23 protein-coding genes are annotated in these 20,272 nt (G+C 62.9%); 8 read left to right on the top strand and 15 right to left on the bottom strand.

Annotation, left to right across the window (positions count from 1 at the left end):
* The first annotated feature begins 81 nt into the window (after positions 1-81).
* Complete coding sequence (locus BG60_RS19670) at positions 82-1,770, top strand: ATPase (RefSeq protein WP_008349013.1); 1,689 nt, start codon at positions 82-84, stop codon at positions 1,768-1,770.
* A gap of 73 nt (positions 1,771-1,843) precedes the next feature.
* Positions 1,844-2,830, top strand: coding sequence for a transglutaminase family protein (locus BG60_RS19665; RefSeq protein ID WP_008349015.1), 987 nt, complete (start codon positions 1,844-1,846; stop codon positions 2,828-2,830).
* Here BG60_RS19665 and BG60_RS19660 read toward each other — a convergent pair.
* Genes BG60_RS19660 through BG60_RS19650 form a run of 3 tightly spaced genes read right to left on the bottom strand, consistent with a single transcriptional unit; the run spans position 2,817 to position 4,669 of the window.
* Positions 2,817-3,563, bottom strand: a complete 747-nt coding sequence (locus BG60_RS19660) for an SDR family NAD(P)-dependent oxidoreductase (protein WP_034472414.1) — start codon at positions 3,561-3,563, stop codon at positions 2,817-2,819. The genes BG60_RS19665 and BG60_RS19660 overlap by 14 nt on opposite strands.
* A gap of 4 nt (positions 3,564-3,567) precedes the next feature.
* Positions 3,568-3,930: a cupin domain-containing protein gene (locus BG60_RS19655; RefSeq protein ID WP_008349017.1), complete on the bottom strand. Its 363-nt coding sequence runs from the start codon at positions 3,928-3,930 to the stop codon at positions 3,568-3,570.
* 34 nt (positions 3,931-3,964) lie between these two features.
* Complete coding sequence (locus BG60_RS19650) at positions 3,965-4,669, bottom strand: glutathione S-transferase family protein (RefSeq protein ID WP_008349018.1); 705 nt, start codon at positions 4,667-4,669, stop codon at positions 3,965-3,967.
* A 120-nt stretch (positions 4,670-4,789) separates the two neighbouring features.
* On the opposite strand from BG60_RS19650, the gene nudC reads away from it, so the two are divergent.
* Both nudC and BG60_RS19640 read left to right on the top strand, forming a co-directional pair.
* Positions 4,790-5,707, top strand: a complete 918-nt coding sequence (gene nudC / locus BG60_RS19645) for an NAD(+) diphosphatase (protein WP_008349019.1) — start codon at positions 4,790-4,792, stop codon at positions 5,705-5,707.
* A gap of 100 nt (positions 5,708-5,807) precedes the next feature.
* On the top strand, positions 5,808-6,395 hold the full coding sequence (locus tag BG60_RS19640) for a histidine phosphatase family protein (RefSeq protein ID WP_033536518.1): 588 nt from the start codon (positions 5,808-5,810) through the stop codon (positions 6,393-6,395).
* Positions 6,396-6,606: 211 nt separating this feature from the next.
* Here the strand turns inward: BG60_RS19640 and BG60_RS19635 are convergent, their stop codons facing one another.
* From BG60_RS19635 to BG60_RS19605, 7 genes are all read right to left on the bottom strand, one after another.
* On the bottom strand, positions 6,607-7,272 hold the full coding sequence (locus tag BG60_RS19635) for a MarC family protein (protein WP_008349021.1): 666 nt from the start codon (positions 7,270-7,272) through the stop codon (positions 6,607-6,609).
* A gap of 89 nt (positions 7,273-7,361) precedes the next feature.
* A complete protein-coding gene (locus BG60_RS19630; protein WP_008349022.1) occupies positions 7,362-7,703 on the bottom strand; it encodes a hypothetical protein in 342 nt (113 codons plus the stop codon).
* A gap of 64 nt (positions 7,704-7,767) precedes the next feature.
* The gene (locus BG60_RS19625; RefSeq protein WP_008349023.1) at positions 7,768-8,526 is read right to left on the bottom strand and encodes a flagellar brake protein; all 759 of its coding nucleotides are present in this window, start codon (positions 8,524-8,526) and stop codon (positions 7,768-7,770) included.
* A gap of 228 nt (positions 8,527-8,754) precedes the next feature.
* Positions 8,755-9,741: a hypothetical protein gene (locus BG60_RS19620; protein WP_008349024.1), complete on the bottom strand. Its 987-nt coding sequence runs from the start codon at positions 9,739-9,741 to the stop codon at positions 8,755-8,757.
* A gap of 221 nt (positions 9,742-9,962) precedes the next feature.
* A complete protein-coding gene (locus tag BG60_RS19615) occupies positions 9,963-11,048 on the bottom strand; it encodes an alpha/beta fold hydrolase (RefSeq protein WP_033536494.1) in 1,086 nt (361 codons plus the stop codon).
* Between the two features lie 108 nt (positions 11,049-11,156).
* Entirely contained in the window at positions 11,157-12,494 is a 1,338-nt protein-coding gene (locus BG60_RS19610; RefSeq protein ID WP_008349027.1) for a glycosyltransferase family protein, read from the bottom strand.
* A gap of 112 nt (positions 12,495-12,606) precedes the next feature.
* The gene (locus BG60_RS19605) at positions 12,607-13,239 is read right to left on the bottom strand and encodes a TetR/AcrR family transcriptional regulator (RefSeq protein WP_008349029.1); all 633 of its coding nucleotides are present in this window, start codon (positions 13,237-13,239) and stop codon (positions 12,607-12,609) included.
* A gap of 156 nt (positions 13,240-13,395) precedes the next feature.
* On the opposite strand from BG60_RS19605, the gene BG60_RS19600 reads away from it, so the two are divergent.
* Complete coding sequence (locus BG60_RS19600) at positions 13,396-13,668, top strand: hypothetical protein (protein ID WP_008349031.1); 273 nt, start codon at positions 13,396-13,398, stop codon at positions 13,666-13,668.
* On the opposite strand, the gene BG60_RS19595 is transcribed toward BG60_RS19600, so the two are convergent.
* Genes BG60_RS19595 through BG60_RS19585 form a run of 3 tightly spaced genes read right to left on the bottom strand, consistent with a single transcriptional unit; the run spans position 13,661 to position 16,649 of the window.
* Positions 13,661-13,987, bottom strand: coding sequence for an AtuA-related protein (locus BG60_RS19595; protein WP_008349032.1), 327 nt, complete (start codon positions 13,985-13,987; stop codon positions 13,661-13,663). The genes BG60_RS19600 and BG60_RS19595 overlap by 8 nt on opposite strands.
* Positions 13,974-15,332 carry an acyclic terpene utilization AtuA family protein gene (locus BG60_RS19590; protein WP_008349035.1) on the bottom strand — a complete coding sequence of 453 codons (1,359 nt, stop codon included), beginning with the start codon at positions 15,330-15,332 and terminating at the stop codon, positions 13,974-13,976. Before BG60_RS19590 ends, BG60_RS19595 begins: the two co-directional genes overlap by 14 nt.
* A gap of 12 nt (positions 15,333-15,344) precedes the next feature.
* The gene (locus BG60_RS19585; RefSeq protein WP_008349037.1) at positions 15,345-16,649 is read right to left on the bottom strand and encodes a CitMHS family transporter; all 1,305 of its coding nucleotides are present in this window, start codon (positions 16,647-16,649) and stop codon (positions 15,345-15,347) included.
* Between the two features lie 100 nt (positions 16,650-16,749).
* Between BG60_RS19585 and BG60_RS19580 the strand changes: the two genes are divergently transcribed.
* Entirely contained in the window at positions 16,750-17,646 is an 897-nt protein-coding gene (locus BG60_RS19580; protein WP_008349040.1) for a LysR family transcriptional regulator, read from the top strand.
* 9 nt (positions 17,647-17,655) lie between these two features.
* On the opposite strand, the gene BG60_RS19575 is transcribed toward BG60_RS19580, so the two are convergent.
* Positions 17,656-18,714: an NAD(P)-dependent alcohol dehydrogenase gene (locus BG60_RS19575; protein ID WP_008349042.1), complete on the bottom strand. Its 1,059-nt coding sequence runs from the start codon at positions 18,712-18,714 to the stop codon at positions 17,656-17,658.
* Between the two features lie 317 nt (positions 18,715-19,031).
* Between BG60_RS19575 and BG60_RS19570 the strand changes: the two genes are divergently transcribed.
* On the top strand, positions 19,032-19,352 hold the full coding sequence (locus tag BG60_RS19570; RefSeq protein ID WP_008349044.1) for a hypothetical protein: 321 nt from the start codon (positions 19,032-19,034) through the stop codon (positions 19,350-19,352).
* On the opposite strand, the gene BG60_RS19565 is transcribed toward BG60_RS19570, so the two are convergent.
* Complete coding sequence (locus BG60_RS19565) at positions 19,343-19,828, bottom strand: hypothetical protein (protein WP_235366259.1); 486 nt, start codon at positions 19,826-19,828, stop codon at positions 19,343-19,345. The genes BG60_RS19570 and BG60_RS19565 overlap by 10 nt on opposite strands.
* Positions 19,829-20,098: 270 nt before the next feature.
* Between BG60_RS19565 and napE the strand changes: the two genes are divergently transcribed.
* A complete protein-coding gene (gene napE, locus BG60_RS19560; RefSeq protein WP_008349047.1) occupies positions 20,099-20,257 on the top strand; it encodes a periplasmic nitrate reductase, NapE protein in 159 nt (52 codons plus the stop codon).
* Positions 20,258-20,272 lie beyond the last annotated feature (15 nt).

Here is a 20,272-nt window from a genome sequence, read left to right as displayed (position 1 = left end):
CATGCGTTGACGTGGTCTCTATACATGGAGAACAAAATGAGAAGGATACGAGGGATGGTCCTGGCTATTTCATCAGGAGTATTGATCAGTGCATGCGGCGGCGACGCCGGCTCCGATGTCTCAGGCCAGAGCACGAAAAGCATCGCAGGACAGCCGGCTTCACAGACCGAATCGACGACCAAGGGCTACGCGTTGTCGACCGTCATCTGGAGCCGCGTTCCCATCGGCGTGTGCTGGGACATGAACAACGCGGATTTCGCGCGCTTCGCGTCGGCACGAAACTGGAGCCGCCTCGCAGTTCAGGAAACCTGGGAACAGCATTCGGGCGTGCGTTTCACAGGCTGGCAGCAATGCACGAATGACCCCAATTACTTCGGGATCCGAATCAGCGTCGATGACAGCGCGCAGAGCGGGCCGCATACTTTCGGCCTCGGCGCGATGCTGAACAACGCGGTCGGCGGAATGGCGCTCAACTTCACGTTCAGGAACTGGAGTCAAAGTTGCCAGGGACGCGAAGAATACTGCATACGCCGCATCGCCGCGCACGAATTCGGTCACGCGCTGGGCTTCGCGCACGAGCAGAACCGGCCCGACACGCCTTCGACCTGCAACGAGCCCGCGCAGGGCACGAACGGCGACACGACGATCGGCGCGTGGGATGTCGCTTCGATCATGAATTACTGCAATCCCGAATGGAACGGTGACGGCAAGCTGAGCGCCACCGACATCGACATGGTGCAGAAATACTATGGGCCGCCGCCTTCCACTCAGACGGTGTACACGCTGACGCGTGCGCAGGCGCCGGCGCGGATTACCGCCTACGAGTTTCCTTCGCGCGCTGTGAAGGCGTCGATCGATCTTTCGCTGGGCGGCGACTATCAGCGCGTCGATCAGATGTTCGCAAGCGCCGACGGCAAGCGGCTGCACGTGCTGATGGAGCGAAATTCGACGTCCGTCGATCTCGCCACCATCGACACCGCGAGCAACAAGGTCGTGCGCATCACGCCCATCGGTCCGATGTTGACGACGTTCACCGGCTATGGTTTTCAGCCCGCGTTGACCGGAAATCAGGTCTATCTGTGGAACAAAAATATCATCCACGTCGTCGATACGGATTCGGGAACGCTCGTCAGAATGCTCGTGCTGCCGAAAGAATTCAGCGTCATCAAGATCGCGACGGCCGCCAATGACAGCGAGCACATCTTCGCGCTCGCGAACGAGCGGGGAACGAGGCTGGAGGTGCTGCGCATCGAATCGGCGAGCGGCTTCATCAGGGGCGGCTATCCGGCCGGTTCGGCGCCGGCGGCGCCGCGCGATGAGTTCACCGTCACGCCGGATGCGAAGAAAGCGTATTTCGTCGGATTCGCGTCGCCGAATGCACAGGGCAATCTCACGGAGATGGACCTGGAGAGCGGCTTCACGCGCGTGCTGACCGATCTGCCGGAGAAGAATCCGAAGTTCATCGCGGCGATCAACAATCAGCAAATTCTCTTCGCCGATGACAATGCCAACAGCCCGAGCTCGGTCATCCTCTACGACGTGACGAGCAGAAGCAAGACGACCGCGCTGAGTTCGTCGAAGTCGATGGCGTATCTCCAGTACGAGCCGAAAACGAAATCCATTCTTCTGGAGCAGGACGGCGTCTGGTCCGTCAATCAGTTGAGGCAGCGCGCGGACGGAAAATACAGAGACGTCGATCTCGGCCTGCGATCGTTCAGCAGCGGTTCGGCGTATGGCGGCGTCGCTCCGTTCGTGCTCGTGACGCGTTGATGTTCAAGGCGGCGCGCCAGTGGCATGATTGTCGGGTCGACCCGATCGTGCAGCGCTGGCCCGGAGGTGGCACATGTCCGTCTTTCTCGAAGTCGAGCACGTCACGACCTATCGCTACAACACGCCGGTGGAATTCTCGCCGCATCGCGTGATGTTCCGGCCGCGCGCCGCGCACGATATCCGCGTGCTGTCGGCGACGCTCGCGGCCGCTCCGCACAGCACGCAGTACTGGATGCACGACGTGTTTTCCAATTCGGTCGCGGTCGTCGAGCCGCGCGTGCCCGCCGACACGCTCGAACTGCGCGCGCGTTTCGTCATCGAGCATTTCGGCATCAGGAATCTGGAGTTGCCGGTCGCGCCCGAAGCCGAGAATTATCCGTTTCAGTACGCCGATGAGGACCGGCTCGATCTGGCGTCTTTCCTGCCGCCGCAGTATCCCGACGATCAGCCGATGCTGCGCGACTGGGTCGCGCAGTTTCTGCCCCGGCGCGGCGTCACGCACACGCGCGACATTCTGGGGAACATCAACGCCGCCATTCGCAGCGACTTTCAGTATCAGTCGCGCGACGCGATGGGCACGCAGCGTCCGTCGGAGACACTGAATCGGCGCAGCGGCACCTGTCGCGATTTCGCGCTGCTGATGATGGAAGTCGTGCGCGGACTCGGACTGGCCGCGCGCTTCGTGTCCGGGTATTTGTACGATCAGGCGCTCGACACGCCCGCTGCGCCGGCCGTCCGCAACACGGGGCTGCAGCAGGGCGCGCGACAGATCGAGAGCCGCGACGAGCCGCTCGTCGTCGGCGCGGGCGCGACGCACGCATGGCTGCACGTCTTTTTGCCGGGCGCGGGCTGGGTGCCCTACGATCCGACGAACTCGCTCGTCGGCGGCACCGATCTGATCCGCGTCGCGTACACGCGCAAGCCCGAACAGGCGGCGCCGGTGTCCGGATCGTGGTTCGGCGCCGCGGAGGACTTCGCCGGGATGGACGTCAGCGTCAGCGTGCGGCGCATCGAGCCGCCGAGCGAGCCGTTGGCGTCGGCGGCGATCAAAACGGACTGATCCCCGACATGCCGCCATCGACGGCTAGATCGGCGCCGGTCATGTATTGCGATGCATCCGTCGCAAGGAAAAGGACCGCCGATGCGATCTCGGCGGGGTCGGCCGGGCGCTTCATCGGGATGACTTTCGCCCACTCCAGCAATTGCGTCTCCGACATGCCCAAGCTGTCGAAGATCGGCGTGTTCGCGACGCCCGGCGAAATGCTGTTGACGCGTATGCCGAGCTCGACGAATTCGGCGGCGAAGCTTTTGGCCAGAGAAACGACAGCCGCCTTCGACGCGCAATATGCCGAGAAATTTTTCGTGCCCTGATTGGCCGCGAGCGATGCCACGAGAACGATCGATGCCGGCCGCGCGAGCGAAGGCAGCGCTTCGCGCACCGTCGCATACACGCCGCCGACGTTGATGTTCAAGACATCGGTGAATTGTTCCAGCGAGGTTTCGCGCACGGGCGTCTGCCGGGAAATGCCGGCGTTGGCGACCAGAACGTCGATCTCGCGCTGAAAATGCTCGACTGCGGCTTTATAGAGACGCTGCATGTCGGCCGGACTGGCGGCGTCGGCCACGACGCACAGCGCATTCTCGCCGAGCGTTTGCGCGGCCTGACGCAGTCTCTCTTGGTTGCGTCCGCTGATCACGACGCGGGCGCCCTCCGACACGAACCGTTGCGCGGTGGCGAATCCGATGCCCGAGCTTGCGCCGGTCACGACCGCCAGTTTTTTATCGAGCAGCATCGTTTCATCCTTGCAGGTTGATGACGAGGGCGCGACCCGAGCGAAGCGCGCGCGTCGAATGCCCCGAGCCTTTCAGATCGCCTGCGACGAACACCGAGCCTTCCGCGAAGCGCCGTGCGATGTCCCCGTCCTGCACCGCGATTTCAAGCTCGCCTTCGAGGACGACGACATACTGCCGCGACGGCGGATTATGACGATCGAGAAAATAGCCTTCGTCGAACTCATGCACCAGCACGCTCTCGCACGGCTGCGGCGGCGATAGCGTCACCGAAATGCCGTTGAACGGCACGGCGACGGTTTCGAACACGCGAATGGTCCTGAATGCCGAGTGCCCGTCGGCGTCGGTGTAGATCTCAGCGCAGTCCATGACGTCTCCTTGTCGACGATCCGCTTCGAAAATGTCACGCCACCGCTCCCTGGCCCATGCGTTCGCGCACCGCGCCGCAATGTTCGACGAGCTTGCCGCGCGTGGCGACGAATCGTTTGAGCGGCGTATCGATGTCGTAGAACCAGATGTTCGCGACGAACCCGTACAGCGCGGCATCGATGCTCGCGGGCGCGTCGCCGAACATGAACGGACCGTCGCCGAGCAGATTCGCTATTGCCTGGAGACTCGCGATGCCGCGCGCATACACGGCGTCCGGCTCGTATCTGCCGATGCCCTGATATCGATAGCGTTCGAAGTTGTATTTGCGCGCGCCTTCGAGCGCGTCGGCGCCGATGTCCGGATGCTGCGTCAAGAGCGCATCGCGAAACTGCGGCCAGTAGCGGTCGTCGCGCCAGCGCGAGTACGACATCACCCAGTAAAGATCGTCGAGCGTGCGGCGGACCAGCAGATCGAGATCGCGCTGCGCGGCGCCCAGCGCGTCGTCCAGTTCGATTGCGTGCTTGCTCTTCAGATGCGCGATGATCGCATCGCTGTCGCCGACGGTTTCATCGCCGTCGACGAGATACGGCAACTGCCCGCGCGGCGCGGCGCTCGTGTCCAGCACGTGACGATGCTCGAATGGCAGGGCCGCGAGCTTCAGGAACGCGAACACCTTCAGTCCGAACGGATTGTTGTCTTCGAGGCCGAACAACTGAGGATACGAATAGAGCGTGATCATCGACGTCTCCGTGCGTCCTCCAGCAAGGACGCGCCAAGTTCGTTACGATTCCCGGTTGGCCTTGCATCTTCCCGTCACGCGTCGCGCCGCTTCCGCGCGCCGCCACACACGAAAAATACTATGCCCACGCCGCCTCATGCCATCGGTTTTACACTCGATCCGCTCGATCGCGTATCGGAGAAGCGCGACGATGAAACCTTCGTCGCCGGCCTGCGCGACGATCCCGCCACGCGCTTTCTGCTGTTCGTGAACAACGTGCCGCTGTTCAAGCGCGCGGACGGTCACGATCCCCTTTTCGTCGCGCAGGAAATCGCGACGCTCGGCGCGCCCGCGCAGACGGTTCTTCTCGGCCGCGACGCCGACCGCCGCGCGCTGTTCGCCCATTCCTTCGATGCAGAAACGCCGAGCCTCGCCGATGTCGAAGCGGTCGAACTGCGCCCCATCGCGATGCAGGGTCTCGTGTCGCCGCCGCTCGTCAGCGCGCTCGGCGAAGCGCGATCGATGCTCGACTGGCATCGCCGGCATCGCTTCTGCGCGAACTGCGGCCATCCGACCGATTCGGCGGGCGCGGGCTGGCGGCGCATCTGTCCGAACTGCAAGGCGCAGCATTTTCCGCGTGTCGACCCTGTGGTCATCATGCTCGTCACGGATGGCGAACGCTGCCTGCTCGGCCGTCAGCCGCAATTTCTGCCGGGGATGTATTCGTCGCTTGCGGGCTTCGTCGAGCCGGGCGAGACTTTCGAGCACGCGGTGTATCGCGAAGTGGTGGAGGAAGCGGGCATCCGCTGCACGGACGTGCGCTATTTCGCGTCGCAGCCGTGGCCGTTTCCTTCATCGTTGATGATCGGATGCTTCGCGCGCGCCGTCACGACCGATATCACCATCGACAGGAACGAGCTCGAAGATGCGCGCTGGTTCACGCGCGAGGAGATCCGCGCGATGCTCGACGGCACGCACGAACAGGGACTTTCCGCGCCGAAGCCCTTCGCGATCGCGCATCATCTGCTGAAGGCGTTCGCGACGCGCGAGGTGGACTGAGTGGGCAGCTTCGCGGCGCGGCTTCGGCGATCGGTGCAGAATCCGAACCTGTGTTGCGCGGGGCGCGGCGAGAGCATTCATCAGACATCGGGTGAACGACATGAACATGAAAGGCGGCATGCATATCTGGCTGATCCGGCATGGTGAGACCGAGTGGAGCAAGTCGGGCCAGCACACCGGCACGACCGACATTCCGCTCACCGACGAAGGACGCAGACAGGCGCGGGCGCTCGCGCCGGTGCTCGCGTCGCAGTCTTTCGACTTAGTTTTGACGAGCCCGATGGGCCGCGCGATCGAAACCTGCCGGCTCGCGGGTCTGGGCGATCGCGCGACGGTGGAGTCCGAGCTTCACGAGTGGAATTACGGCATCTACGAAGGCCGCACCACGCCGGAAATCCGTGAAGAGGCGCCGGACTGGTCGGTGTGGTCATCGCCGATTCCGGAGGGCGAAAATCTCGCGGATGTCGGCAGGCGCGCGCAGGCGCTCATCGACAAGCTGCTCGCGACGAATGCGATGAACATCGCACTTTTTTCGCACGCGCATTTTTCGCGCGTGTTCGGGGCGCAGTGGGCGACGGGATCGCCGGCTCTTGGGGCGCATCTCGCGATGGATACCGCCGCGATGAGTGTGCTCGGGTTTGAGCGCGACGTCCGCGCTATTGTTAAGTGGAATCTCTTGCCTTTTTGATGTTTTTTGCGATAGGTCCCGTGATCGTGTCGGCCTTTTTTTTCGCCGGATCGCGTTTTCGTGTCGGTGCATTAGGACAGGGGCAACGCCAATAGACCGACACCAACACGGGATCCGGCGAAGAACCATAAAAACCATCATCAGCAAAAAGCCCATACCAACGGTGCCTGCGAAGTTCCTGCGATCCGCCATCAAAACCCCGTCTCCCGCTCTACTTGACGTTGAGCTGAACCGATGCGATCAGTTCCGACAAACCGAGCCAGAGAATTTGCACGCCGATACAAAAGATGATGAACGCGAAAAGGCGCATGGCAATCTGCGTTCCGACGGCGCCAAGCAGGCGCTCCAAATGCCCCGCGAATCGCACGCACACATAGATGCTCGCGCACAGAACGACAAGCCCGACGCCCACGCCGGCGAGATGCACCGGCTGCAGCCCATGACGCGGCGAGCCCGTGCCGAGCGCGATGGCGACCGCGATCGCACCCGGCCCGACGGTGATCGGCAGCGTCAGCGGATAGAACGCCTTCGCACGCAGCGACGCGCCGCCGCGCGGCGTGGGCGCGGGTTCGGCGCCGTCGTCGTCATCGGGCGTCTGAAGCAGGCTCCAGCCCGCCATCGCGACGACGAAACCGCCCGCCACGCGCAACACCGGAATCGAGATCCCGAAAAACGTCAGCACATAAGCGCCGATCAAAAGCGACGCGAGCAAGATCACGAAACTGTTGATGCAGATGCGCCGCGCGAGCTCGGCGCGATCGGCGTCGCCGATATGCGGCAGCATGCTCAGCACGACGAGCGCCGTCGCGGGAGGATTGATGATCGGGAACAATCCGGCGACGATCACAAGGACCGTCTTGGCGAATTCGTTGAGCATGCGCGTCGTTGTCCGTCGTTCGTTGGCGTGCTGCAAGCCCGGACATTGTGCACGCTAAGCCGGCGCGCGTGCGCGCAATGACGGTCCGATCAGACGAACGGTGCGGTGAGAATCAGCGTGCATTCGGTGAGAAACGAGCCGATCCCGACGCCGATCAGCACGCGCGCGACGATCGTCCATACGCGCCGATCGACATTGCCCGCGCAGCGCCACGCGAGCGTGCACCACAGCAGATACAGCGCCGAGCACACGGCGAATACGCCGAGCATGCCGGGCCAGAACCAGACGGTGATCAGCAGAAATGTTTCGGGAGTGACGCCGCTCGTCCAGAGGTCGAGATAGACGAACCACCACGCGAGGTGGATCGGCACGCCCAACAGCCACCAGACTTTCCAGAAGCGTTCTTCTCCGCGCCAGGCCTTGCGCAACATGCGTCGTCGTGAGTGGAAAGAGGCACGCATTTTACTCCACGCGTTGCGCGCCCTTTCCGCGCCTTCAGGCCGACAGGCTGCGGCGTTTCGCTTCCATGCGCGTGATGAGCCGCTGCAGCACGTTCTCCGCGGCGGCCGAAAGCCGCACGAAGCGAAAGCCGACGACGTAACGCACATCGCCGCGCGGCGTCGTCACGGAGCGCGGCGACACGAGTTCGAGATCGACGGGCAAGGCCGCGCCCGGACCGAGATGAAGCACGACATCGCGGAACAAGGTGCCGCGCTCCGTTTCCGCGAGACGCGGCGTGTCCATGCGCAGCGCGATGCCACCGAGCGACAGGTCGTGCACTTCGTGGCGGAACGCTTCGCCGTCGGCGAATGCGCCTTTCGCGTAGAAGGGTTCGAGAACCGGCGTCGGCACGCGGAAGTATTCGCGACGCTGGAACTGATAGAGCTTCTCGGGGAACGGCACTTCGAACGCCTGACGTCCTTCGTAGGTCACGGCGCGCGCGGCGAGCGTCGTGAATTCGACGCGCACGCCGTCCGGCGCACCCTTGAAATACAACTGCCGCGCTTCGAGCAGCACACGATTGTCCGCCTCGACGCCGCCCCAGTCGAACACGATGCACGCTTCGCGCGCGTCGGTTTTCAGCAGTTGCGTAACGATCTGTCCGCGCCCGCTCGTCACGGTGAGCATGTCGCCCCGCTGCACGAGCGTTCGCAGAACGATCGATATTTCGGATGGCGTGTGTCGCGCGAAGCGCTCATGATCTTCCGCGAATTTTTCGATGTCTGTCGTTTGCGGCAACGGTTCGGCGAGCATGATGGTCCAATCTAGTTATCAGTTTGGGACAGCGAGCGACGACTACCTGCTTTGCCTTATGTTGCCCGAAAAAAACGGCTTCAGTACATCGGTAACGACTAGATTTTCACGGCAATTCAGCGTTTTGCAGAGCAGCAAACCATTTGTCTTACGGATAACTTTCTAAAAATGAGAAGGCCGGGCGCGAACACCCGGCCTTCTCGCGCTTCATGCGACACGCGTCACGCGTCACGCGAGCGTATCGAGTTCGCTTGCGAGCGCGCGGCGTCGGATCGGCGCGAGCGCAGCGCCCATGCGTTCGCCCTGCGCCTCGCTGATGAGGCTCATCAGGATTTCGCCGAAGCGCGGTTCGTCCACGCCCGAGATGATGTACTGCCACCGATACGCATCGACCAGTCCCGCATGCACGCGCGCCTCTTCGTCGGCGGAAAGCGCGCGGTCGAGTTGCGATACGAAGTAATGCGCGTCGGCGGCGGCTTGCGCCTGCATCATCCCGTCGATGGCCGCGACTAGCTCGATCAGATCGCCGATCGCGGCATCGCGCGCGTCGTCCTCGAGCCGCGCGTCTTCGCGCATCCACTCGAGTTCGTCGATGATCGCGTGCTGCGACTCCTCCTTCCAGTGGAACAGGAAGATGTCCTTGAATAGCGGCGACAAGCTCGCGTCGCTTTCCATGCTCTGCCGGTAATGCACCTGCGTGACGATTTCGACGCAACACGTCAGTGCGAGAATCGACCACGTCGATTTGCCGAGCACGAACGCGGCAACCTCGTCGGCCTGCGCGATGAAGCGATAGCCCGGCGGCAGCGTTTGCGCGGCGAGCGCTTCCACGCGGCGAAACAATTCCTGATGCTTCAGCTCTTCGTCGGTGAACCGCACGATCGCTTCGAGCGCGGTCTGATCGCCGAGCGCATGATCGCGGCCGACCTCCAGCATCTTCGCGCCGACGAAACGCTCGATCATGCCGAACATGTTGGCGTACGTGCGGCCCTGAACCTGAGACATCAGACGGCGTTCGCGCGCGTCGAGGAACGGCAGACGATGCACTTCGGATAGTCCGTCGGGCATGAACTTGTGCGCGGGATCGAAATGACGGCCGCGCAATACGTCGCGATCGATATCCCAGCGGATGCGGCGGGACACTTCGATGCACTTCGCATAACGTTGCTGCGGGGTGATTTTCCTGGATTGAGACTCGTGCTGAACGGCTTCCATGTGCGAACTCCGGAACGACTCTGCGTCGATGACTCTGATGAATGCGCGCCCTGCAATCCGCGCGCTGCGTCGAACAGGTCTGCGTAGGGTCGTGCGCCGCGTCACCGTTCTGCGAATCATTCTCTGCAACGGCCCGCTCTCGCACATGAGGCGCATGTCCCGGCTGCGCACCGGGACACGGCATTTGGCGGCAATGAAGGGGGACGCAGGTCCCGAAGCGCTCAGGCGGCGGGCGCGTCGAAGCCCGCGCGGCGCGCGAGCACGATGGCCTGCGCGCGGTTTTCGACTTCGAGCTTCGCGAAAATGCTGGTGATGTGATTGCGCACGGTCTTCTCGCTCAACGCGAGTCGCGCGGCGATCTGCGCGTTGTCGCGCCCGCCCGCGAGCAATTCGACGATATCGCGCTCACGCGGCGTCAGCGCGGAGAACGCCGGATCGCTCACGTTCGATGACGGCAGAAACCCCCGCACTTCCTCGCGCCAGCGTTGCCACGCAGGCTCGGATTCGAGCGTGATGTGATTTTCGCTATCGAGCGGCACGAATCGCGCGCCGGCAATTTGCCCGGCGAGCAGGCGGCTTTCGTCGAACGGCACGCGCGCATCGCCGCTCGCGTGCAGCACGAGCGTCGGACATTGCACGCGCGGCAGCAGCGCCACCACGTCGATCTCGTTGAACACGCGCATGATGCGCGCGGCGTTGCGCGGCGTGGTCGTCAGACGTTCGAGTTCGTTGAACCAGTGATGCTGCTCCGGCGTGCCGCCGGGAATGAACTGCGTCGTGAAGAACTGGCGAAACGCCGGATTCTGCTTGCCCCAACCGAGTTCGGCGAGCTTCACGAGCATTTCGGCTTCCTCGTGCAACGCCGGATCGCACGAGCGTTTCAAACGGCCGCGCGCGTAGCCGCCATGCAGCACGAGATGCGTGACCCGCTCCGGATGCGCGACCGCATACGCGATGGCAATCGACGCGCCCTGCGAAATTCCCAGCAGCGGAAAGCGTTCGAGGCCGCTCGCATCGGCGACGGTTTCGAGATCGCGCAGCCAGGCGTCGAAGGAAATTTCGCCGACGTCGCGATCGGAGAGACCGCAGCCGCGCTGATCGTAGCGAATCAGCGTGTGACGGCCGCACAGTTCGAGCATCAGATGGTTCCAGACCGGGCTCGTGAAATCGAGCTCCAGATGACTGAGCCAGTTCGCCGCCTTGATGAGCGGCGGGCCAGAGCCGCACGTCGCGTACGCGATGCGCACGCCGTCGCTCGCCGTGCAAAGGCGGATATGCTGCCGAGGCGTGGACGGGCGCGGCATCATCGGAACGATGTGTAAGTAGGGACTACCTAAAAAATCGATGCACGCGCGGCGGCTCGCGCGATCGCTCATGCTTGCGCGTAAAGCTTTGGAAAGTCAAGGAATAGACAGTCAGGGACGGCGCGCGCCGCGCATCTGGCTCGTCAGGTCGCCGTGATGCATGATGAGCGCGCGCAGCGACGGCCACATATGCATGTAATGCACCATGAAGCTGTCGCGCGACTGAAGCTGATACGGCGTGTTGATGGTCGCGCAATCGAGCAGATGGCGCGAGTCGGCAAGGCCATGCCGTGCGAGCACCTTGATGAACACGTCCTGGTCGCCGCCGCTTGCATAGGTCGACGATTTATCCGCGATCGCGCCGATGCACTGCTCGATTTCCGTCAGCACGTCGAGATTTTGCGGCGTGTTGCGAAAACCCATGATGCCCGAGTTGAACTGCCAGCTTACGTCCGTCGCGAGCACGCGATCCCGCTTCTCGCATAGCGGTTCGAGCCGCCGGCTCTGATCGGCGACGAGCACGTCGGCATCGATCCAGAAGACCCATTCGTGTTCCGGCAAATGGCGCAGCAACACCCAGGGCTTGATCCAGTTGCCGCTCGCGCCCGCGCCCGCTTCGGCCGGCACGTCGCGATAGAGATGCAGCGCGTAGCCGTGACGCTCGCAATAGCGGCGCACGTTGCGCTCGGCGATCGCGCCGTATTCGCGGATATTCGGCGTATGAAGCATCGCGAGCGCGATGGACGCGCTTCGGTTCGACGCTTCGTAGCGTGTTTCATCGGCTTCCGGCTGCGGCAAGGCGAGATACGGCAGGCCGCGCGCCTGACACTCGTTGATGTGCTCCGCGAACAGATCGCGCAAGTCGGCGAAGACCGGCTGATTCTTCGGCGCATCGGGCATATCGGCGAGCGCAAGAGAGAACGCGGGCCATTCCGCCCATATCGGCGACACGTTCAGCGCCGCGAGCACAACGGGATGATGGCCTTCGATCGCCTCAGTGAACGGCCGAGGTCCTAGCGCACTCAGCAACTGCGCTTCGCTCGCGAGCGCCCTGCCGAACCTGGCGCCCTCGCAGATGCGTTGAACCTGCTCGCGCGCGGCCGCCGTGTTGCGCCAAAGCTGAAACGCCGCCATGACGTCGCCGGGGTCGTCGTCACGATACGAGACGATCCAATCGCGGTTTTCCCCGCGCATGAGCGTCTCGCACGGAATGTCGCGTAACAGCAGGCAATCCTGCGTGATCAGCAACACGAGATCGCCCTCGGCACACGCGCGCAGCTTGCGCAACAACACCTGATACTTCAACAGCATTCGCAGATGTGCCCAGCCGATCGCGGCCGTATCGACATACTCGTGCGGATAAGCAAGACGCGCGCAATAGCGGCGATGATTTTCGAACGACGCGCGCGCGGTGTCGTCGGCAAAAAAACTGATGACGTGAGTCGTCATGGCGATGCTCCAAAATGCCGGGTGTCGGGGATTTTGGTCCCGTCATCGGCGCGCGGGCAAGCGCAAGGACACTTTGTTTCGTCGTCGATTGTGACGGCTGCGAACGTTTCGCTCAGCGCTTCGCGCGCAGCGGCAGCGTCGCGATGAACTGATCGACCGCCGCGAAAAGCGCCGCACGCCGCACGCCGTCCTGCGCCTGAATCGACAGACCCGCGAACAATGTCATGCACAGCGCGGCGAGCGCCTGAACATCGGTGCGAGCGTCGAGCTCGCCATTTTCGACGCCCTGCGCGAGCCGCGCCGCGACGATCGACGCGACCTTGCGCCGGCGCTTCTGCATCTCGGCGCGCAATTGCGCGTGCTCGCCGCCGACGGACATCGCGCCCAGAAAGATCATGCAGCCACGCGGAGTCTTCCTGCCGGTGAACAATTCGACGCTCGCGCGGAACATCGCGCGCAGGCCGTCGCGCACGGATTCGTGCGCCTGCAACTGCCTGAGCGCCGCGCCGCCTTCGGCTTCCGTGTACAACTCGACCGCCTCCCGATACAGATCCTCCTTGCTGCCGAACGCGGCATAGAGGCTCGGCGAATTGATGCCCATGGCTTCAACGAGATCGGCCATCGAACAGGTGTCGTAGCCTTTCGCCCAGAACACTTCCATCGCGTTTCGCAACGCCGCTTCGCGGTCGAATGCGCGCGGCCGGCCGCGCGCCCTGTGCTGCGTCTCGTGCATTTCCGACGACATGTCTCACTCCTTTTCGATGCCGGCGATTAGTGCGTCCATCGAAATTCTGAATTATGTGTCGATCGTAACAAAATAACTGGACGCTGTCGCGCGCCGATGCTTAAATATCTGTATCGATCGTCACATAAACATCGGAACCATCTCAGGAGTGTCGCCATGAAATCGACTTTGTCCGCGCTCGCAGCCGCTTTGCTGCTGGCAAGCCCGCTGGTGTCGTTTGCGCAAGCCACGGAAACGGCTGCATCGCCTGCGCCGTATTCGGTGTTCGTCGATCAACCCACCGGCTTCACGTTCGTGAAAATGCCGTCGGGCTGGAAGTTCGTCGGCGCGGTCTCGCAGGAAGAGGCGCAGCATGTGCCGGCGAACGTGTTGACGTCGGTGTTGCCCGCGGATTCCGCGCGCAAGATCGACACGGTATCGGTCAGATAGGCGTTGGGCTGGAAACCGCATCGATTTCGATATCGAGCAAAGCCGAGCTCATCGACTTGCCGTGCGCGTCGAGCGCGAGCGAACGCGTGACGCCGCCGCCGAGCGCATCGCGCAAAACGAAATTGAACGCGTGCAAGAGCGGCAGTTCGTAACGCACGACATCGCCCTTCACGACATCGGCGAGATGCGCTTTCACGCGCTCGGGCGTCAGTTGCGCGCGCAGATGCGCGTAGTGCTTCGCGTCGAAGCAGATCACCGACACGTTCAACGTGTTGCCTTTGTCGCCGGTGCGGCCATGCGCGAGTTCACGCAGTTTCATCGCTTGCCTCCACGAATTCGAAAACGGGCTTCACGTGTTCGCGCGCGAGCAGCACGGACTGCACCGCGATGACTTCCCGCGTCGCCTTCGTCACGCCGCCGCCGCCCGCCGGGCCGTTGGTATAGAGCGTTTCGATCTCGTTGCCGATGCGCGCCGCCTCCTTCGCGCTCGACGTGCGTCCCGCGACGCGCACGCGCACTTCATACGGCTCTTCGGCGTTCGATGCGAGCGCGTCGCCGTAAAGCGAATTGACGCCGATGAGGTCGAAGCGCAGTTCGCTCGTATCGATGCACATGATCGACAGCCGTTCGCGCGCGATATCGAGCGCGAGCCGCGCGCGTGCGACCGCGCCCGGACCGCCGTAGGAAATCTGACCTTCGCCGATATAGCCATCGACATAAGCGACCGATGTCTTCAGCGTATCCGTGCGCGCGTGGCCGCGTCCGCCGGTCACGCGCACGCGGTCGCGCGCTTCCTGCGCGACGCGAACTTGCGTGAAATCCGCGACGACGTCCGGCTGAAAATAACGCGCCGGATCGTGAATCTCATAGAGCAGTTGTTCCTTGCACGTCGCTTCGGTCACGCAGCCGCCTGCGTGCGGCACCTTCGTCACGATGACAGAACCATCCGCGCTCACTTCGCCGATCGGGAAGCCGAGACGCGCGAGATCGTTCACGTCCTTGTAACCGGGGTCGGCGAAATAACCGCCCGTCACCTGACCCGCGCATTCGAGCAAATGGCCGACGACGGTCGCCTGTCCGAGCGTCGTCCAGTCGTCCATCTTCCAGCCGAATTCGTGGATGAGCGGCGCGGTGAATAGCGACGGATCCGCCACGCGGCCGGTCAGCACGATGTCCGCGCCCGCCGCGAGCGCAGCGACGATCGGCGCCGCGCCGAGATACGCATTCGCCGACACGATGCGGTCCGCGTACGCGCTCACATCGTCGCCGGATTCCTCGAAGCGCAGACGCGAACGCAAAACGACATCGAGCACGTCGTCGCCGGTGACGGCTGCGATTTTCAATCCGTCAAGGCCGAGCTCGCGCGCGATCCTCGCGGTCTTCTTCGCCGCCGCACGCGGATTCGCCGCGCCCATGTTCGAGATGATCCGCACGCCATTTTTCGCCGCGACGGGCAGCACGGCGCGCATGCGCGTTTCGAGCAACGGGTCGTAACCGAGTTCGGGATCGTTGCGGCGCGACTGCTGCGCGATCGCGATCGTGCGTTCGGCAAGGCATTCGAACACGAGATAGTCGAGCGCGCCGTGCTCCGCGAGTTCGACGGCAGGCTCGATGCGATCGCCCGAATAACCCGCGCCCGCGCCGATTCTGATGATGTCTTTCATGGCGCTTTTCCTTTACAGCGGCAACACGCCCAGCACGACGCACGCGATCGTCATGACGACCGACGCGCCGAACAGCAGCGGGAACGTGAACTTCTGATGATCCGCGAGATCGATGCCGCACAAGCCGACGACGAGAAACGTCGCGGGCGTGAGCGGGCTCACGGGAAAGCCGGTCGTCATCTGACCGAGGAGCGCCGCCTGGCCGACATGCACCGCCGGCACGCCGAGTTGCGACGCCACTTCGGCGATCACCGGCAACACGCCGAAATAGAACGAATCGGGATCGAAAAGCATCGAGAGCGGCATGGACAGCAGGCCGAGCACGACCGGAATGTGGCCGGCAAAAGCGGGCGGCACGAAACCGACCGCCGCCTGCGCCATCGCCTTCAACATGCCGCTGCCCTGCATGATGCCGGTGAACACGCCCGCCGCGAGCAGAATGCCGGCCATCATCAACGCGGCGCGAGCGTGCGCGTCGATGCGCTTTCGCTGCATGTCGACGTTCGGGTAATTCACCATCAGCGCAATGCACAGCCCGACCATGAACATGATGGCGGGCGGAATCTTTTCGCCCATCGCGACCATCGTGCCGAGCACGACGACCGTCAGCACGATGTTGAACCAGAAATTCTTCGGGCGGCGCAGCGACTGTTCTTCGGGCGTCAGTTCGCGCTTCGGAAGCGGAATCGCGCCGTTCGCGCTCGAATAGCCGAGACGCTTTTCCTCGCGGCGGCCGAGCCACCACGCCATGCCGAACACGAACACGAGCCCGACGGCCTGCACCGGAATCAGCGGATTGAACAGCGATGAAATCGGCAGATGCAGCGAAGCCGATGCGCGGATCATCGGCCCGGTCCACGGCAGAAAGTTGATGCCCGCCGCCATCGAAACGGCCGCGGCGAGCACGCGCTTGTCCATGTTCAGGCGATCGTAGAGCGGCAGCATCGCGGGAATCGTGACGAGAAAGCAGACGGCGCCCGAGCCGTCCAGATGAATCAGCAGCGCGAGCAGCGTCGTGCCCATCACGATGCGCGTCGGTTTCGTGCCGACCGCGCGCAGGATGCGATCGATGATCGGATCGAGCGTGCCCGCGTCCGTGATCGTGCCGAAGTAAAGGATCGCGAACACGAACATACCGACGACCGGCGCGAGGCTCTTCAATCCGTCGATGACGAACCTGCTCGTCGAAAGCCCGAAGCCGCCGATCAGCGACGCCACGATCGGCACGATGATGAGCGCGACGAGCGGCGACATCCGTTTGGAAAGGATCGCCCCGAGCAGGACGACGATGGTGGCGAGGCCGAGCATCGGCAGCATGAACGTGTCTCCGAATATTGTCTTTTGGTGCGGTCCAGAGTAAGTTCGGAGCGGCGATTACACAATTGAAATGATTTGATCGCAGCTATCACGGACCATAATGGATCTGAATCTTCGCGATATACGCGCGCTCGTCGCCGTGGCCGAGGCGGGCAGTTTCACGCGCGCCGCCGAACGCCTGCATTTGTCGCAACCCGCGCTGACCGTGCAGATACGCCGCCTGGAGGAAGCCGTCGGCGCGCGGCTTTTCGACCGCAACAGCCGCAACGTCGCGCTGACGCCGACCGGACGCGAACTGCTGCCGCTCCTGCGCAAGTCGTTGCGCGACATGGAGAACGTGCTGCGCGATGCCCGCGCGATGGGCATCGGCGAAAGCGGCACGATCCGCATCGCGTGCCTGCCGACGTTCGCGGCGAGCGTGTTGCCTGAGTTGATCATCGGCATGAAGCGCGAGGTGCCGCGCGTCGCATTTCAGATTCGCGACGTCGTGGCGAGCACCGTGAATGCGCTCGTGCGCAGCGAGGAAGCCGATATCGGGCTGACCGGCGGCGATGTGGCCGATCCGTTGCTTGAAGTGCTGCATGCGGGCGTGGACCGGCTCGTCGCGGTGTGTCCGAAGGCGCATGCGCTCGCGAAGAAACGCCGCATCTCGGTCGACGATCTCGCGCGTTCGCCGCTCGTGCTCACCGCGCCAGGCACGAGCGTGCGCGCGGTCGTCGACGCCGCGCTCAGCGAGACGCGCGAAACGCTCGAGATAGCGTGCGAGCCGACTTACATGATGACCGCCGTCGCGATGGTGCGCGGCGGCCTCGGCGTGACGATCCTGCCGGAAACCGCGCGCGAGGTGCGCGCGGAACCGGGGCTCGTCGCGAAACCGATCGACCATCCGGCGTTCGTGCGGCCGATCGCCATCGTGAAGAAGCGCGGCAGGACGCTGCCGGCAGTGACGGAACGCTTCGTCGAAAGCATGCGCGAGGCGATGACATCGCCCCGCTGATACACAGGCTTACTTTTCCATCGTCGCCATGTCGATCACGAAGCGATACTTCACGTCGCTCTTCAACATGCGTTCGTAAGCCTTGTTGACTTCGTCCATGCGAATCATCTCGATGTCGGACGTGATGCCGTGCTTGCCGCAGAAATCGAGCATTTCCTGCGTTTCCGCGATGCCGCCGATCAGCGAGCCCGCGAGCGAGCGGCGCTTGAAGATCATGTTCATCACCGAAGGCGACGGATGCGGATGCTCCGGCGCGCCGACGAGCGTCATCGTGCCGTCACGCTTGAGCAGCGACATGAACTGATCGAGATCGTGCGACGCGGCGACCGTGTTCAAGATGAAATCGAAGCTGTTCGCGTGCGCGGCCATCTGATCCGGATCTTTCGACACGACGACTTCATGCGCGCCCAGACGCTTCGCATCCTCGATCTTGCCCGGCGACGTGGTGAAGAGCACGACATGCGCGCCCATTGCGGCGGCGATCTTCACGCCCATGTGACCGAGACCGCCGAGACCGACGATGCCCACCTTGTGCCCCTTCTGCACGTTCCAGTGGCGCAGCGGCGAGTACGTGGTGATGCCCGCGCACAGCAACGGTGCAACGGCCGCGAGTTCGAGGTTCTCGGGGATGCTCAGCACGAACGCCTCGTCGACGACGATGTTCGTCGAATAGCCGCCGAAGGTCACGCCGCCCGACTTCTTATCCGGCGAGTTGTAGGTTTGCGTAAAGCTTTCCGGGCTCTCGCAATATTGTTCGAGTCCTTCCTTGCACGCATTGCAGACGCGGCATGAATCGACCATGCAGCCGACGCCCGCCAGTTGCCCGACCTTGAACTTCGACACGTCGGAACCGACTGCCGCGACGCGACCGACGATCTCATGGCCCGGCACGACCGGATAGTTCGTGCCGCCCCATTCGTTGCGCGCCATATGCAGGTCGGAATGACAGACGCCGCAGAACAGAATGTCGATGCGGACATCGTTCGGACCGACATCGCGGCGTTGAATTTCGAGCGGACCGAGCGGCTTGTCGGCTGCGGATGCTGCATAGGAATACGCTTTCAGCATGGTTTGCTTCCCTCTTTGATTTGCATCTGTGAACAGGACCGGCGCTTGCTCCTGCCGGAGAAGCGCGGCTATTGAATCAGACGTGCTGGATGGTCTTTGTGTGCGGCAGCGAACGTTCGCCATCATGCTCCGCCACGCGTTGCGAGCGACTTGCCGATCGCGCCGGTAGTTAGGCGGAGACGCGCAACGTCAGTACTGTATGCCTATCGGGGATTATCTGCCGAAACGACCGCGCGCCAGGCGCGTCGCCGGAGAATTTGACAATCGGCGCCGTGAGGATCGACCTCGCGGCGGAAGCATTTCGAGAGACCAGAACGATGAAAGCGAAAGCCATTACGGCCAGCATCGGCATGCCGGGCGGCGCGGTCAGCGCCGAGTTTCATATCGATACGGGGCGGCTCAGGATCTTCGAGCGCGGCATGCTGCGCGTCGAATTGTTTCCGCCGCAATCGTGGTTCACGGTGGCGTCGGTGGCGGGAAACAGCCGCTGGGGCACGCGGCCGCTGGAAGCGGATATGCGTCTCGTCGTCGAGAGCTTTATCCTGCAGCGCTTCGGCATGAAGGCGTATCGGGGCGAGACTTCCAGCGCGCAACGCGTATTCGATTCGCGATCCGAATCTTTAGCGGATCATCTCTGACTGCGCGCGGGCGGCTGATAGCCCGGAACCTGATGCAGCGCGCAATCGCACGCCGCGGAGAGCGCCGCCAGCCGCTCGATGTTCTCGCGCAAGTCGGCCTGCGTGCGCGCAATCGTTTCACGCAGCGCTTCGACCCGCGGCATGATCTGTTCCGCGATCACGCTGCTTTCTTCCTTCTTGCCGAGCCACGCTTCGGCGTCTTCGCGCGCTTCGCGCAGTTCCATCACCGAGACTTCGGTCTGTGCCTGAAGACGCGCATAGGTTTGCGCGAGTTCGCCGAGCCCCATCGATTCCATGCGTTCGACGAAATCGCGCGTCGAATGCATTGCGAGTTCACCGGCGTCGTAAGCCATGAACTGGGCATCGTCGATTGAAAGCGAGATGCGGCCTTCGGGCGTGGCGAATTCGAGCTTGATCGGCATGATGCGTGGATGTCCGTAATCGAAGAAGTGACCGGATTCTAGAAAGCCGCGCATGAAGCGACATTCAGAACAAGATGAAAGCCATATCGCGCGCGTGAAAAGGAGCATTAACGTCATTGCGATTCGTTCGAGCGCGTGAAACGATGCACGGCGATTAATTCGAATTGCGCCACATTTGGCGCGATGGAAATTTATCGACAGTTGCAAAACCCGCCCTCGACGCCGTGCGATTTTCAACTTGAAAAGATGCATTTCTTAAACCAACAATGGATCCATCTTTCGCGCTGGCCACCCCACTTCGCCAACCGAGATCTGACGCGCCCCATGGATGAGAAAGACGAAATACGCAAATCCGAAGAGTTGCGCAGCTTTCTGTTTCTGACCGTCGTCATGGTTCCCGTGCTCACGGTCATGATCATCGCCACTTACGGATTCGCGGTCTGGTTCTATCAGATGCTGATCGGCGGACCGCCACATCATTAACGAGCGTCGCGACTA

The sequence above is a fragment of the Caballeronia zhejiangensis genome (genome assembly GCF_000698575.1).
Lineage (GTDB): Bacteria > Pseudomonadota > Gammaproteobacteria > Burkholderiales > Burkholderiaceae > Caballeronia > Caballeronia zhejiangensis.
The sequence above is the reverse complement of the archived record's forward strand: the minus strand, read 5'-3'. Positions and strand labels throughout refer to the sequence as shown.

Excerpts from the sequence above, each read along its gene's own strand:
- BG60_RS19565 (WP_235366259.1), bottom strand. The coding sequence starts at position 19,828 with ATGCGCGGCTTTCTAGAATCCGGTCACTTCTTCGATTACGGACATCCA.
- BG60_RS19665 (WP_008349015.1), top strand. The coding sequence starts at position 1,844 with ATGTCCGTCTTTCTCGAAGTCGAGCACGTCACGACCTATCGCTACAAC.
- nudC (WP_008349019.1), top strand. The coding sequence starts at position 4,790 with ATGCCCACGCCGCCTCATGCCATCGGTTTTACACTCGATCCGCTCGAT.
- BG60_RS19635 (WP_008349021.1), bottom strand. The coding sequence starts at position 7,272 with ATGCTCAACGAATTCGCCAAGACGGTCCTTGTGATCGTCGCCGGATTG.
- BG60_RS19570 (WP_008349044.1), top strand. The coding sequence starts at position 19,032 with ATGAAAGCGAAAGCCATTACGGCCAGCATCGGCATGCCGGGCGGCGCG.
- BG60_RS19585 (WP_008349037.1), bottom strand. The coding sequence starts at position 16,649 with ATGCTGCCGATGCTCGGCCTCGCCACCATCGTCGTCCTGCTCGGGGCG.
- BG60_RS19620 (WP_008349024.1), bottom strand. The coding sequence starts at position 9,741 with ATGGAAGCCGTTCAGCACGAGTCTCAATCCAGGAAAATCACCCCGCAG.
- BG60_RS19625 (WP_008349023.1), bottom strand. The coding sequence starts at position 8,526 with ATGCTCGCCGAACCGTTGCCGCAAACGACAGACATCGAAAAATTCGCG.
- BG60_RS19660 (WP_034472414.1), bottom strand. The coding sequence starts at position 3,563 with ATGCTGCTCGATAAAAAACTGGCGGTCGTGACCGGCGCAAGCTCGGGC.
- BG60_RS19610 (WP_008349027.1), bottom strand. The coding sequence starts at position 12,494 with ATGACGACTCACGTCATCAGTTTTTTTGCCGACGACACCGCGCGCGCG.
- BG60_RS19600 (WP_008349031.1), top strand. The coding sequence starts at position 13,396 with ATGAAATCGACTTTGTCCGCGCTCGCAGCCGCTTTGCTGCTGGCAAGC.
- BG60_RS19655 (WP_008349017.1), bottom strand. The coding sequence starts at position 3,930 with ATGGACTGCGCTGAGATCTACACCGACGCCGACGGGCACTCGGCATTC.
- napE (WP_008349047.1), top strand. The coding sequence starts at position 20,099 with ATGGATGAGAAAGACGAAATACGCAAATCCGAAGAGTTGCGCAGCTTT.
- BG60_RS19580 (WP_008349040.1), top strand. The coding sequence starts at position 16,750 with ATGGATCTGAATCTTCGCGATATACGCGCGCTCGTCGCCGTGGCCGAG.
- BG60_RS19640 (WP_033536518.1), top strand. The coding sequence starts at position 5,808 with ATGAACATGAAAGGCGGCATGCATATCTGGCTGATCCGGCATGGTGAG.
- BG60_RS19605 (WP_008349029.1), bottom strand. The coding sequence starts at position 13,239 with ATGTCGTCGGAAATGCACGAGACGCAGCACAGGGCGCGCGGCCGGCCG.
- BG60_RS19595 (WP_008349032.1), bottom strand. The coding sequence starts at position 13,987 with ATGAAACTGCGTGAACTCGCGCATGGCCGCACCGGCGACAAAGGCAAC.
- BG60_RS19615 (WP_033536494.1), bottom strand. The coding sequence starts at position 11,048 with ATGATGCCGCGCCCGTCCACGCCTCGGCAGCATATCCGCCTTTGCACG.
- BG60_RS19590 (WP_008349035.1), bottom strand. The coding sequence starts at position 15,332 with ATGAAAGACATCATCAGAATCGGCGCGGGCGCGGGTTATTCGGGCGAT.
- BG60_RS19575 (WP_008349042.1), bottom strand. The coding sequence starts at position 18,714 with ATGCTGAAAGCGTATTCCTATGCAGCATCCGCAGCCGACAAGCCGCTC.
- BG60_RS19630 (WP_008349022.1), bottom strand. The coding sequence starts at position 7,703 with ATGTTGCGCAAGGCCTGGCGCGGAGAAGAACGCTTCTGGAAAGTCTGG.
- BG60_RS19650 (WP_008349018.1), bottom strand. The coding sequence starts at position 4,669 with ATGATCACGCTCTATTCGTATCCTCAGTTGTTCGGCCTCGAAGACAAC.